Origin of the sequence: Dolichospermum sp. UHCC 0315A (assembly GCF_008121535.1) — a bacterium.
Lineage (GTDB): Bacteria > Cyanobacteriota > Cyanobacteriia > Cyanobacteriales > Nostocaceae > Dolichospermum > Dolichospermum lemmermannii.
Window position 1 is genome coordinate 636378 of record NZ_CP043056.1, and the last position, 14130, is coordinate 650507.

The 14130-nt window shown below is 35.0% G+C and carries 8 protein-coding genes; 5 read left to right on the top strand and 3 right to left on the bottom strand.

The features are described from left to right. Positions 1 to 184: 184 nt before the first annotated feature. Positions 185 to 1111, bottom strand: coding sequence for an undecaprenyl-diphosphate phosphatase (locus tag BMF77_RS02965; RefSeq protein WP_148760522.1), 927 nt, complete (start codon positions 1109 to 1111; stop codon positions 185 to 187). A 255-nt stretch (positions 1112 to 1366) separates the two neighbouring features. On the opposite strand from BMF77_RS02965, the gene BMF77_RS02970 reads away from it, so the two are divergent. After that, the gene (locus tag BMF77_RS02970) at positions 1367 to 3346 is read left to right on the top strand and encodes an AarF/ABC1/UbiB kinase family protein (RefSeq protein ID WP_148760524.1); all 1980 of its coding nucleotides are present in this window, start codon (positions 1367 to 1369) and stop codon (positions 3344 to 3346) included. A 1468-nt stretch (positions 3347 to 4814) separates the two neighbouring features. Here the strand turns inward: BMF77_RS02970 and uvrA are convergent. After that, on the bottom strand, positions 4815 to 7757 hold the full coding sequence (uvrA, locus tag BMF77_RS02975; protein ID WP_148760526.1) for an excinuclease ABC subunit UvrA: 2943 nt from the start codon (positions 7755 to 7757) through the stop codon (positions 4815 to 4817). A 204-nt stretch (positions 7758 to 7961) separates the two neighbouring features. Between uvrA and BMF77_RS02980 the strand changes: the two genes are divergently transcribed. From BMF77_RS02980 to BMF77_RS02990, 3 genes are read left to right on the top strand one after another with little or no spacing between them, the layout of a single operon-like run. Then, a complete protein-coding gene (locus BMF77_RS02980; RefSeq protein ID WP_148760528.1) occupies positions 7962 to 9098 on the top strand; it encodes a DUF262 domain-containing protein in 1137 nt (378 codons plus the stop codon). Next, positions 9095 to 10222 (top strand): DUF3696 domain-containing protein, encoded by a 1128-nt coding sequence (locus BMF77_RS02985; protein WP_148760530.1) that lies wholly within the window; start codon positions 9095 to 9097, stop codon positions 10220 to 10222. Before BMF77_RS02980 ends, BMF77_RS02985 begins: the two co-directional genes overlap by 4 nt. A gap of 3 nt (positions 10223 to 10225) precedes the next feature. Further along, positions 10226 to 11170 carry a hypothetical protein gene (locus tag BMF77_RS02990; RefSeq protein ID WP_148760532.1) on the top strand — a complete coding sequence of 315 codons (945 nt, stop codon included), beginning with the start codon at positions 10226 to 10228 and terminating at the stop codon, positions 11168 to 11170. A gap of 8 nt (positions 11171 to 11178) precedes the next feature. On the opposite strand, the gene BMF77_RS02995 is transcribed toward BMF77_RS02990, so the two are convergent. Beyond that, positions 11179 to 12075 (bottom strand): alpha/beta fold hydrolase, encoded by an 897-nt coding sequence (locus tag BMF77_RS02995; protein WP_148760534.1) that lies wholly within the window; start codon positions 12073 to 12075, stop codon positions 11179 to 11181. Between the two features lie 257 nt (positions 12076 to 12332). Between BMF77_RS02995 and BMF77_RS03000 the strand changes: the two genes are divergently transcribed. Next, the gene (locus BMF77_RS03000) at positions 12333 to 13793 is read left to right on the top strand and encodes an S-layer homology domain-containing protein (protein ID WP_148760536.1); all 1461 of its coding nucleotides are present in this window, start codon (positions 12333 to 12335) and stop codon (positions 13791 to 13793) included. Positions 13794 to 14130: the final 337 nt, after the last annotated feature.

The window sequence follows — 14130 nt, forward strand, 5'->3', positions numbered from 1 at the left end:
GGCGAAGCATTTGGAAGATAAATTATCGGTCATTGCCAAAAATAGTTCTGCAAATGCTTCGCCCGTACAGTTGTCAGTTGTTAGGGGATAAAAATTTTAGATAGAAGTTAATTTAACATGATCCAAAATCTAAAATTTAATATCCAATCCCCAATCCCCACCTAGTGTAAATATTCTATCAGAGTTATCCTGGCCAACCAGCGGCGATCGCTAATAAAATGGAAATACCAAAGGCCAACCGATACCAAACAAAAACCAATGTGTTTTTAGTTTGCAAGTATTTGATTAAAAAAGCAATTGATAAATAGGAAAAAATAAAAGTAGAAATGATGCCAACAATTAACAGAATCACAATATTATCTGGTAATTCACCTGATTGAAACATTTTGAAGATCTTCAGACTTTTATATAAAGTCGCAATTGTCAAAGTGGGAAATCCTAACAAAAATGAAAATTTCGCGGCTGCTTCTCTTTCTAATCCTAAAAATAAGCCAGTAGTTAAAGTGGAACCTGAACGAGAAACGCCCGGAACTAAAGCTAGAGTTTGTCCCAATCCTACTAAAATACCATCTCGAATTTCCAAAGTAGCAAAACCCCGTTTACGACTCCCAATTTTTTCAGCTAACCCTAGCAAAATCGCCATAATAATTGACATGATCGCAATAATTAAGGAACTTTCTGGGATCACATCTTTTAACAAAAACCCAATAGTTAAAGCGGGAATTGTCCCCACCGCAATCCCGACAACAATTTTCCATTCTTCGCTTTCCCAGTCTTTAGTTTTAAAAGCTGTAATTGCACCTTTCACTAAACTAGAAATAACAGCCCAAAAATACCACAAAATTGCAATTACACTTCCAAATTGAATAGCATCAACAAAATCTTTAGAACCCAGTTCTTTCCAACCAAATACCTTCGTCACAATGATTAAATGTGCTGTACTACTAATTGGTAAAAACTCTGTAATCCCTTGCACAATCCCTAAAATAAATGCCTGGATTACTCCTTGAACTAAATCCACTTGACTAGTGGCTGCTTGGGTAGGCACTCCTACCTGTAACAATTGCAGCAAGAGTAAGTTTGTACTATTTACTTCTAAGATTGTTGTCATTAACAAGACTCCCAAGATCAATAGGTAATTCTAGCAAACTATCCAACTTTACTTGGTTGTTGTCAGTCTTTTTAGCAAAAATATGGCTCTTCGTCCTTAAATATATTTAGCTATGTTGTTTTCTGCCTAAATACACTATGCTGCGTTTATTGACAAAAAATATCAAAGCATTAATTTATAATTTTTGAAGATATCCCGAAAAGACAAGATATTGTTACAATATTTAACAACGTTGATCTAACTGGTGGCTTCTTCATGATGGTTAAGACACTTCCCTCTAGTTCTCGAACAAGTCAGGAGGACAGTCGCGGAGGCGAATTGTCCGTAATTGAGGTAGTAGCAGAACAAAATCCACAGACTGTAGCAATCAAATCGGCTGAAGCTTCTCCACAGCCCAGACATCGGGTGCGGGTGGGATCTGAACCGGAGTCGGTGCTGTATGATCCTGTGGAAATACAAGCACAGTATAGTGGGCGATTCCTGCAAGTTATCCGGCGGATTTTGACGGTTTTAAAACCAATTCTGTCCTTTGTCTTTGGGTTATGGTGGGATAAGCAATGGGGAATTTTGGTTAAAAATGAACGTCGTCGGGCTGTTCAACTCAGAGATTTATTAACAAAGTTGGGTCCAGCTTACATTAAAATTGGTCAGGCCTTATCCACTAGACCAGATTTAGTCCCACCAATTTACCTGGAAGAATTAACTAGACTCCAAGATCAATTACCAGCTTTTCCTAATGAAATAGCTTACCAGTTTATTGAGGAAGAATTGGGAGCAACACCATTAGAGATTTATGCAGAATTGTCTTCACAACCGATTGCGGCGGCTTCTTTAGGACAGGTATATCAGGGAAGATTGAAAACTGGCGAAGAAGTAGCGATTAAGGTACAACGCCCAGATTTACGAGAAAGAATTACTATAGATTTGTATATTTTGCGGAATTTGGCTGGTTGGATACAGCACAATTTCCAGCGAGTCCGCAGTGATTTAGTGGGGATTTTAGATGAATTAGGCGATCGCATTTTTGAAGAAATGGACTATATTCATGAAGGCGAAAATGCGGAACGCTTTTTTGAATTATATGGTCACATGAAGGATATTTATGTCCCCAAAATTTACTGGGAATACACCAACCGTCGCGTTTTAACGATGGAATGGATTAACGGCATTAAATTAACTCAACCCGAAAAAATTGCCGCTTTAGGAATCAATGCGCGGTATTTAATTGAAGTTGGTGTTCAGTGTTCTTTACGTCAATTATTAGAACATGGATTTTTTCATGCTGACCCTCACCCAGGTAACTTGTTAGCGACAATGGATGGTAAATTAGCTTATCTCGATTTTGGCATGATGAGCGAAGTTAAACCAGCCCAACGTTATGGTTTAATTGAGGCAATTGTCCACGTTGTCAATCGAGAATTTGATAGTTTAGCAAAAGACTATGTAAAGTTAGAATTCCTCAGTCCAGAAACAGACCTTACCCCCATCGTTCCCGCTTTTGCAAAGGTATTTGCTAATGCCGAAGGTGCAAGTGTCGCGGATTTGAATATTAAAAGCATCACCGATGATTTATCAGCTTTAATGTATGAATATCCTTTCCGCGTCCCTCCCTATTACGCTTTAATTATTCGTTCTCTTGTGACTTTGGAAGGGATTGCAATTTATATAGATCCCGATTTTAAAGTTCTCAGTGAAGCCTATCCTTATGTTGCTAAACGGCTTTTAACAGATCCGGCAAATGAGTTAAGAACATCATTACAAGAATTACTGTTTAAAGATGGTAAATTTCGCTGGAATCGGTTGGAGAATTTGTTAAAAAATGCCCGCAGTAACCAAGAATATGATCTTAATTTGGTTGTTAATCAAGGAGTAGAATTTCTCTCTTCTGACCGAGGTTCATTTATTCGTGACAGATTAGTTGATGAATTTTTCAACGGTGTAGATGCTGTTAGTAAAAATGCCTTGCATAACTTGACTTATGTACTGCGAGAAAGGGTAGGAATCACTGCAATCAATCAAATTCCTTCAGCAAGTGTTGAACAACAACAAACTTTAGAATATATTAAACGCATTGCTGGGATTTTGCGAGGAACTAAAGGCTTTGATGCCACAAAATTTGCTCCTCAATTAGCCCAAATCATTGTTAATCCAGGAGTTCAACTTTTAGGTCAACAAATTGCCACTCGTGTTACTCAAAAAGCTGTAACTCGGATAATTCGAGAATTATTAGCATAATGTCTAAACTGTGATTTTTCTGATTTAGATGATTGGGATGATTGAAATAATTAATTAATCACAAAAATCAAATTAATCAAAAAAATCATAGTTTAGATAACTGGGTCAACAAATTGCCACTCGTGTTACTCAAAAAGCTGTAACTCGGATAATTCGAGAGTTATTAGCATAATGTCTAAACTGTGATTTTTCTGATTTAGATGATTGGGATGATTGAAATAATTAATTAATCACAAAAATCAAATTAATCAAAAAAATCATAGTTTAGATAACTGGGTCAACAAATTGCCACTCGCGTTACTCAAAAAGCAGTCACTCGGATAATTCGAGAATTATTAGCATAATGTCTAAACTGTGATTTTTCTGATTTAGATGATTGGGATGATTGAAATAATTAATTAATCACAAAAATCAAATTAATCAAAAAAATCATAGTTTAGATAACTGGGTCAACAAATTGCCACTCGCGTTACTCAAAAAGCAGTCACTCGGATAATTCGAGAATTATTAGCATAATGTCTAAACTGTGATTTTTCTGATTTAGATGATTGGGATGATTGAAATAATTAATTAATCACAAAAATCAAATTAATCAAAAAAATCATAGTTTAGATAACTGGGTCAACAAATTGCCACTCGCGTTACTCAAAAAGCAGTCACTCGGATAATTCGAGAATTATTAGCATAATGTCTAAACTGTGATTTTTCTGATTTAGATGATTGGGATGATTGAAATAATTAATTAATCACAAAAATCAAATTAATCAAAAAAATCATAGTTTAGATAACTGGGTCAACAAATTGCCACTCGCGTTACTCAAAAAGCAGTCACTCGGATAATTCGAGAATTATTAGCATAATGTCTAAACTGTGATTTTTCTGATTTAGATGATTGGGATGATTGAAATAATTAATTAATCACAAAAATCAAATTAATCAAAAAAATCATAGTTTAGATAACTGGGTCAACAAATTGCCACTCGCGTTACTCAAAAAGCAGTCACTCGGATAATTCGAGAATTATTAGCATAATGTCTAAACTGTGATTTTTCTGATTTAGATGATTGGGATGATTGAAATAATTAATTAATCACAAAAATCAAATTAATCAAAAAAATCATAGTTTAGATAACTGGGTCAACAAATTGCCACTCGCGTTACTCAAAAAGCAGTCACTCGGATAATTCGAGAATTATTAGCATAATGTCTAAACTGTGATTTTTCTGATTTAGATGATTGGGATGATTGAAATAATTAATTAATCACAAAAATCAAATTAATCAAAAAAATCATAGTTTAGATAACTGGGTCAACAAATTGCCACTCGCGTTACTCAAAAAGCAGTCACTCGGATAATTCGAGAATTATTAGCATAATGTCTAAACTGTGATTTTTCTGATTTAGATGATTGGGATGATTGAAATAATTAATTAATCACAAAAATCAAATTAATCAAAAAAATCATAGTTTAGATAACTGCTGGATATTGCGCCAACACCTGCTGTAAATATTGACCAGTATAAGAACGAGGATTTTTTGCCACATCTTCAGGCGTTCCCGCAGCAATCAGTTCTCCGCCCTTATCTCCACCTTCAGGTCCCAAATCTATCACCCAATCAGAACAACGAATGACATCTAAATTATGTTCAATCACTAAAATGGAATTTCCCTTATCTACCAATCTTTGTAAAACGTCCAACAATTTGTGGACATCATAAAAAGATAAACCTGTAGTTGGTTCATCTATTAAATAAAGTGTTTTCCCAGTCGCGCGTCGAGATAATTCCGTGGCTAATTTCACCCGTTGGGCTTCTCCACCAGATAAAGTTGTCGCTGGTTGTCCTAACTGCACATAACCCAAACCAACATCAAATAAAGTTTGTAATCTAGTTAGGGCTTTGGGAATATTTTGACAGAAATCTAATGCTTCTTCAACCGTCATATTCAAAACATCAGAAATTGATTTATCCTTATATTTAACTTGGAGAGTTTCCCGGTTATATCTCGCACCTTTGCAAATTTCACATTGCACATAAACGTCAGGGAGAAAATTCATTTCGATGACATTTACACCTTGTCCACTACAAGCTTCACACCGTCCACCTTTAACATTAAAAGAAAATTGTCCAGGTTTATAACCTCTGGTTTTAGCTTCAACAGTTTGGGAAAAAACATCACGAATAATATCGAAAACTCCGGTGTAAGTTGCAGGGTTAGAACGGGGAGTTCTCCCAATGGGTGATTGGTCAATGACAATGGCTTTATCAACGCAGTTTAAACCCTTGATTTCATCCATGTCTTTAGGTGCGGGAGCTTTTTTCAGTAAATGATGTTGTAAGGCTGGATAAAGTAATTCGTTAATTAAGGTAGATTTTCCTGAACCAGAAACACCTGTAACGGAGACAAGTTTTCCCAAGGGAATTTCTACATCTATATTTTGTAAGTTGTTACGATGGGCATTTCTAATAGTTAAGGCGCGGCCATTTCCTTCTCGTCTTTTGGCTGGGGTAGTGATCACTCTTCTTCCTGATAGGTAAGCACCAGTTAAAGATGCTTCTGCGTTGAGTAAATCCTCAAAACTGCCTTCGGAAATAATATTTCCCCCATGAATTCCTGCACCGGGACCAATATCAACTATATAGTTAGCAGCGCGGATAGTTTCTTCATCATGTTCGACAACTATTAAGGTATTTCCTAAGTCGCGTAATTTGGTTAATGTTTTGAGTAATTTTCCGTTATCTCTTTGATGTAACCCAATGCTAGGTTCGTCTAAAACGTAAAGAACTCCTGTTAGTCCTGAACCGATTTGTGTGGCTAATCGAATGCGTTGGGCTTCTCCACCTGATAATGTCATGGCGGGACGATCTAAGGTGAGATAATCTAAGCCAACATCTAATAAAAATTGTAATCTGGCTTTAACTTCTCTGAGAACTAAATCAGCTATTTGAGTTTGTCTAGCACTCAATTTTAATTTTTCGATTCTTTCCCGACATTCCCGAATGGAAACACTGGTAAAATCTAAAATCCCATATTGTCCCAACTTCACAGCTAAGGCTTCGGGTTTTAATCTTTTCCCACCGCAAACTTCGCAAGGTTGGTCAATTAAATATTCTTCTAATTTCTGTTTAACTAACTCTGTTCCCCCTTCATACTGTCTTTGTAAAATGGGAATAACACCTTTGAAAGTCTGCTTTTTTTCTTCTGTAGTTTTCTTGTTTTCTTCGCCATACAAGACAACTTTTTGCTGTTCCGGTGTCAACTTCCCCCATTGAGTTTGTAACTCAAAGCCATAATTTAACCCCACAGCATACAGCAACTCCAAATAATAGGAGTTTTCCTTTTCTGACCAGGGAGCGATCGCTGCATACATGGGCGAATCTGGATTAGGGACAACCAACTCCGGGGAAAATCTTCTTAAAGTCCCAATCCCATGACAATGGGGACAAGCACCATAAGGGGAATTAAAAGAAAACAATCGGGGGGATAATTCTTCCATTACCGCACCATGTTCGGGACAAGCAAAGTTTTCCGAAAATACCATTTCTGTGGGTAATTCTTGTTCTGAAATACCTTGATTTTCTGCCTCAGTTGCTATATACTTACTATCAGGTCGCTCCAGCGCTATCTTGTCCGATGTGTCTTTTAATACCTCAATTGTAGCGATGCCGTGAGATTGCTTAAGACAAGTTGCCAGAGAATCCACCAAACGCTCTTGAATACCATCTTTTTTAACTAATCTGTCAATAACCAGTTCTATAGTATGTGTGTTATTTTTATCTAACTCAATGGAATCTGATAGCTCTCGCACCTCTCCATTTACCCTAATGCGGACAAATCCTTGCGCGGCTAAACCAGAAATTAATTTGCGGTGAGTTCCCTTTTTCCCCCGGACTACAGGGGCTAGAATTTGGAAGCGGGTACGGTCGGGAAGTTCCATGATGCGATCGCACATCTGGTCAATGGTCTGAGGGGCAATAGAGCGATCGCACATGGGACAATGAGGTTCACCAGCCCGACCATATAACAATCGCAGATAATCATAAATTTCCGTCACTGTTCCCACTGTGGAACGGGGATTATGGGAAGTTGATTTTTGGTCAATGGAAATTGCCGGACTTAAACCTTCAATGGCTTCCACATCGGGTTTATCCAACTGTCCTAGAAATTGTCGAGCATAGGCGCTGAGGGATTCGACATAACGGCGTTGACCTTCAGCGAAAATGGTATCGAAGGCTAAAGAAGACTTACCCGAACCAGAAACGCCAGTAAAGACAATCAGGCGATCGCGGGGTAATTCCAAATCAATATTTTTCAGATTATGCTGCCTAGCGCCCCGAATGCGGATAGTATTCTGGCTATTGTGAGCGGTTGGAAGCACATCGTTTAAAGAAGCAGCTAGATTTTCTGACATATTGACAGGCTAAGGAAAGGTTACACAGTGAAACAATCCTTAATAATACTATCTTTGTTGATGAGTTTCCCACAAATCATGTATTTTCATGAAGAAATATTTTACCAATAGTCTCTTCTCGTTGCCTGCAAAAAAATGTATTATACTTCATTTGGTTACTAAACATCACGGAAAACAGTGTAAAAACTTTTTTCTTCTACTATTATGACAGAAACAAATAATTTAGAACAAAATCAGATTAACTCAGAATATGAAGAAGATATAGATATTGAAGAAGAAGAAGAAGAAGAACCAACGCTTTCTCAAGGATTTGATCCGACTTGCATTAGTATGGGAACTAATATCATGACCGTACAGCAAATTCTGGACAGATTAAATAATCATCGAATGATAGCCCCCGAATTTCAACGAAAAGAAGGTATTTGGACTAAAACTGCAAAAAGTCGGTTAATTGAATCTCTTTTAGTGCAAATTCCTTTACCTGCTTTTTATATTGATGCAACTAATGATGATCAATGGTTAGTCATAGATGGAATACAAAGAATAACAACATTTAAGGAGTTTGTCACTGATCAAAGTTTTACTCTGGATGGATTAGATTTTTTCACTGATTTACATGGTAAAAATTATCAAGAACTGACACCTCGGTGGAAAAGAAGAATTAAAGAAACAAAATTAACAGTATATTTAATTTTAAGAGGAACATCATCTGAGATTAGTTTTAATATATTTAAACGGATTAATCAAGGAGGAACTGCACTTTCTGCTCAAGAAATGCGTTATGCTAAAAACTCTCCAAATAAAATCACAAATTTATTAAAAGAACTTTCTGAATCTCCAGAATTTAAAAAAACAACAGATAAGGGAATTAAAGATAAAAGAATGATTGATCAAGAATGTATTTTAAAAGTTTTATCTTTAATGACAAGTAATATAGATAACCTGACCTTCAAAGATTATGATTATTTTTTAGATAAAAAAATGACCGAAATGAATCAAATGGATGATTCTGAAATAGAGAATATTAAACAAAGATTTTTGTTAATTATGAATCTTGCTCATGATTTATTTGAGGGACAAGCATTTAGGAAGCCAAGAGAGAAACCAAGATATCCTATTAATAAAGCACTACTGGAAGCATGGTCAATTAACCTGGCTAAATTAAATGATCAGGAAATCAATATTCTTAAACAAAGAAAAGAAGATTTACTTAAAGTTTTATTAAAAGAACAAGAAAATGGTAAGTTTGATAGTATCTTATATAAAAGTGCTGGAGATGCTAACATCGTCAAAGAGCGATTTAAGCATATTCAAGGAATTATTCAAAGTATATTGTCATGATTAAAAAATTACATTTAAAAAACTTCAAAGCATTTGCAGATGAAAATTTTGATTTTAAACCTCTTACCTTAATTTCTGGTTTAAATAGTACAGGTAAATCTTCTATAATTCAATCATTGATTTTATTACGCTATGCTTATAGAAAGGATTATTTACCTAATAATGGGCTAAAACTTGATAATGAAATAGCTTATATAGGTACTGGTGAAGATGCTATATATGAAAATGCTGACGAAGAATTAATTAGCTTTGGAATTACTTGGGAAAATGATCAGCACACAATCTGGAATTTTAATTATGATTTTCAAAATAATGTACTACCAATTGCATCAATAGCTAATGATTCTCAAATTAATAAATTTAATTTATTTAACGATAAATTTCACTATTTAAGTGCTGAAAGAATTACACCAGCACAATCTTATCCTTTATCAGAAAATGATGTTATTCAACATAGACAAATAGGTAAAAAAGGAGAATATACGGCACATTTTTTAGCTGAGTTTGGTAATCAAGATATTCCGATTAATGGATTAAAGCATCCTAGTATTGAATCTCTAAGTTTAAAAGATCAAGTAGATGCTTGGATGGGAGAAATTAGTCCTAATATTAAAACTCATGTTGACAAAGTTGCCAATGCAATAACATTGAAATATTCTTTTGGAGTTAGTAAAGATGGAGTTAGTAAAGATGGAATGAGTAAAAAATATTCTCCTTTTAATGTAGGTTTTGGTGTTACTTATTCTTTACCTATTCTAACAGCAATTCTTTCCTCTAAACCAGGAACAATGATAATTATTGAAAATCCTGAATCTCATCTTCACCCTCAAGGACAATCACAACTAGGTCAATTATTAGCTTTAGCAGCAAATCATGGGATTCAGGTAATTATTGAAAGTCATAGTGATCATATTCTAAATGGTATAAGAATTGCTGTTCATGGTGGTAAAATTAAGCCAGAAGATGTACAATTACACTTTTTTGAAATACAAAGTCAAATGAATGAAATTAAAATTATTTCTCCTAAATTAGACAAAAAAGGACGTATTAATACAATTCCTAAAAATTTCTTTGATGAATGGAATAAAAGTGCAAGAGCATTATTAGCACCAGTGGGAGATTAAATAATGGATATTCAACTGGTATTTAATGAATTATGTCTTTTGAATTTAGAAGATGATGAATATAAAGCTAGAGAATTAATGTCTAACTTTATTCAAACTTTAAGAGAAGCATTAGAACAAGGAATACAACAACAATTACTAAGTTATAATAGTTTTCATAATATTAATCTTGCCTCTAATTATTCTATATCTAAATGGCTTAATGATCGAAATGTTGATCAAGTTGAACAGGATTTTATTTTAAGTATGCAATTTTTTGAGTTTGATGAGTTTGATGAATTTTTTGATCAATCTCAGTCGAATGAAGTCTTATATGCTTGTGAAGATTATAATGAAACCCCTCAAGGATTTATTTATGCTTGTACTCATACATCAAAGGTATTATCTGTTAGTTTTAAAACTCATGAATTATGGAATAATAATGTTATATCTGTCCTACAAATTACAAATAATGAAGATGGAGAATTACTGGAAGAAATTATAGAAGTTAAACACGCAAGTAGTAAAAATCATGTTATTGAACATGAAGAATGGATTAAAAATCGTCTTTATGATAATATTAATTCTGGTTTAGATTTATGGAATAACAGAAAAGAGATATTTCCTCATTTAGAATTTTGTGATTCCGTAGAGAAACAATTAGAAAATATTAATAATGGTTATCCTATATTCCAACAAATTATGAAAAAATTATCTGAACTTGAAGAATATTCTAAAAAATGGATATCAGGTACTTTTAATAAAGATGATTTTGCTAGTAAAGTAACACCAGAAAGTAAATCAAGATTAGATAATTTTGAAAAAGAGTTAACTTTTGAATGTCTTGATGGAGAAAAAAGATTATTTAGTTGGCATATTCGGATGACTCCAGGTGCATGGAGACTTCATTTTCATCCTTTAAAACCAACTAAAATTATTATCGGTTATATTGGTGTTAAAATTCAGTAAATTAATAATTACCCATTGTCCATTACCTGTCCTAACCAATCAATAATTTCACTATTAACAATATCTGGAACTTCATCATGGGGACAATGACCAGCGCCGGGAATAGGAACAACTTTAATATCTTGACCATTTTCTCGCGCTGCTTCATAGATATTCGCTCCCGTAATTGGTGTCCAAGGATCTTCTGCACCCCAAATTACTAATAACGGAAATTTCAACTTCGGTAATAATTCCTCTGGACTAGGACCTGGAGGTGCAGTGAGAATAGAAGCAAAAACTTCTTGCGCTCCGGGGTCACAAGATGGGTTATAAAGTAAATCTACAAGTTCATCAGTCACGGCATTGCGATCGCTATATACTTGATATAAAGTCCGGCGAATTTGTGATTTTTGCCGAATGCGATTAAAAACGAATTTACCTGTCACTGGGTTAGCCACCAACTTGTTAAAAGTTGCCATCACAAATCGCAGCACAGGATTTAATTCATGGGGACGGTGACTCAAACCACCAGCAGAGTTAATTAACACGCCTCCAGCCCCAATTTCTGGAGATTCTGTTAAAACAATTAAACTTAAAAGAGCGCCAATAGAATTACCAATAAATATTGCTGGTGTTTGAATATGTGCATGGCAAAAATCCTTTAATAATTCCGCCCACACTTCCATGCTATAATCTATAGTTGCTTTATCAGAACCACCAAAACCCAGCAAATCTAAAGCAAACACCTGATAACCAGCAGCAGCTAGAATCGGGATATTTTTGCGCCAGTGACCAATAGAAGCGCCAAAACCGTGAATTAGCACCAAAGGCTGACCTGTACCCATCACAGTATATTGAATTTTGTAATCTCGCCAAGTCCAAACCTGTTTTTCTAATGTCTGCAAATCCTGGATTGTAGTTGTCATTTGTGAAGATTCCTAAATTATTATTTATTTATATTATAGTCAAAATGACTTAATTGTTTGATTCTATAGGTAGGGGTAAAGCAAAAGCTAAACCCCTACACATTATTATCAGTTATCAATTGTCAATTATCACTTGCCTCTTCCCTATCTGACAAAAGTAATATAAAATGCCCTGTGTTACCAGTAGAGTTCACTAGCATCAAAAATTTTTGATCTGGAGAATATTAGTCCATTGGCCAGGTGTGAGATAAAATACTATGAATCCCATTAACTTAAGTTGGAGTAAACTGGTTGTTACAGCCGTTTCTGTTGTCGCATTATCGCCAATATCTTCTGCATTAGCAGTATCAAGACTTTCTTCCCCAGTTGCATCAAAATTAGGTAATTCTCCACAAACGCAACTTTTAGTAGGTCAATCTGAAGGTGAAGCAATTGATATTCCCGTTAATACGAGTTTTTCACCAGAGAAGAAATCAGCATTTACGCTTTATATATGGCAACCTGGGGGGACAATAAAAGAAGTAATTGCCCGAATTTCTATTAAGAGTAAATATGGCAATAAATATCGCCAAGAAAGGTTTTTAGGTGATTATAAATATAAGATTAAGCAAAAGGCTAAGTTTGTTAAAGGATTTAAATTAGGCGATCGCATCGTTATCCGTTTATATGATAACACAAATCGCTTTATTGGTTACAGTGAATTTGTTTGTTTACCGGAAAATACTGCGGTTAACTTGATTTTATCGGCTAATCCCACAGAAAACAAAGTAGTTCGCACCTTTTATGGTTTTGATGTCAATAATGATAGCATTGTTGATAATACCAATGCCTACGATTATTTCACAGAAGTTAATAACCAAAAAGTTACTTTCCTCAATAGTTCGGAAAAGATTAATATTGTCCAATATCAAGCCGCAGGATTTGCCAAAGTTGCCACCACTGGTACTTATCCTACTTCCTTTAGCGAAGGTGATTTTGCTGTAGTAGGTAAATCTATAAATGCCTTTGATTCTAACTTAGCAAAAGCTTTAACAGCTAATCCTGGTAGTTTGGTAAAGTTGACTCCAATTCAGGACAACTCCAGTTTTGAACTGGGCAAATTATTAAGTGAATATCGGAAAATCGGCGTAGCTAAGGGTATTCAAGTCTCATTTTCTGATATCTCCAAAAACTATTGGGCGAGGGAATATATTTCTGAATTGGCTGCAATGGAAGTAATTGGCGGATTTCCTGATGATTCTTTTCGTCCCAATGCACCAGTAACTCGTGCCGAATTAGCTGCCCTTTTGCAAAAAGTTTTTATTAAAAGTAAAGTTCGGGAAGCAATTAATTTTAAAGATGTTCCTAAGCGATATTGGGCTTATGATGCCATTCGAGAAGCTTATGAAATGGGCTTTTTTACTATTCTCAATAGCAAAAACTTTAATCCCACACAAAAGCTGAATCGTCTAGATGTTTTAATAACTTTAGCCAAAGGATTGAATTATAAATTTACTGGTTCAACAGAAAATATCCTTTCAGTTTATAGTGATGCTTCTAGTATTAGAAGTGAACATCGGAATTTTATCGCCGCATTGACAGAAAATGGTGTAATTACTAATTATCCTAATAAAAAATTACTAAATCCTAAAAAAGTTGCCACTAGAGCCGATGTTTCTGCTTTATTGTATCGGGCAATGGTGAGCGCTGGAGAAGTGGCAGAGTTACCTGCAAAATAAATTGGACAAACAATATCTTGTCAATTTTCTGCTTTGTTGGGTTAAGCGACAGCGCAACCCAACAAATGCGTTGGGTTTCATGCTAATTGCTCCGCGAACGTTCACGTTCCACAACCCAACCTACAAATCAAGGCTATGGGTTTTACGTTAAGTTTAATTTAAAGATGCGTCCATTTTGGGTATAATTACAAGTAAACGTAATTTTACAAGGTTGTGGAATATCTCTGTCAAGCTATGACAACAAGATCCCCGACTTCTTGAAGAAGTCGGGGATCTGACTCTTGTATATTTTCAAAAATGGGTTAATCTTAAATGTATTCCGGTAATTTACCCTAAT

Excerpts from the sequence above, each read along its gene's own strand:
- BMF77_RS02965 (WP_148760522.1), bottom strand. The coding sequence starts at position 1,111 with ATGACAACAATCTTAGAAGTAAATAGTACAAACTTACTCTTGCTGCAA.
- BMF77_RS02970 (WP_148760524.1), top strand. The coding sequence starts at position 1,367 with ATGATGGTTAAGACACTTCCCTCTAGTTCTCGAACAAGTCAGGAGGAC.
- uvrA (WP_148760526.1), bottom strand. The coding sequence starts at position 7,757 with ATGTCAGAAAATCTAGCTGCTTCTTTAAACGATGTGCTTCCAACCGCT.
- BMF77_RS02980 (WP_148760528.1), top strand. The coding sequence starts at position 7,962 with ATGACAGAAACAAATAATTTAGAACAAAATCAGATTAACTCAGAATAT.
- BMF77_RS02985 (WP_148760530.1), top strand. The coding sequence starts at position 9,095 with ATGATTAAAAAATTACATTTAAAAAACTTCAAAGCATTTGCAGATGAA.
- BMF77_RS02990 (WP_148760532.1), top strand. The coding sequence starts at position 10,226 with ATGGATATTCAACTGGTATTTAATGAATTATGTCTTTTGAATTTAGAA.
- BMF77_RS02995 (WP_148760534.1), bottom strand. The coding sequence starts at position 12,075 with ATGACAACTACAATCCAGGATTTGCAGACATTAGAAAAACAGGTTTGG.
- BMF77_RS03000 (WP_148760536.1), top strand. The coding sequence starts at position 12,333 with ATGAATCCCATTAACTTAAGTTGGAGTAAACTGGTTGTTACAGCCGTT.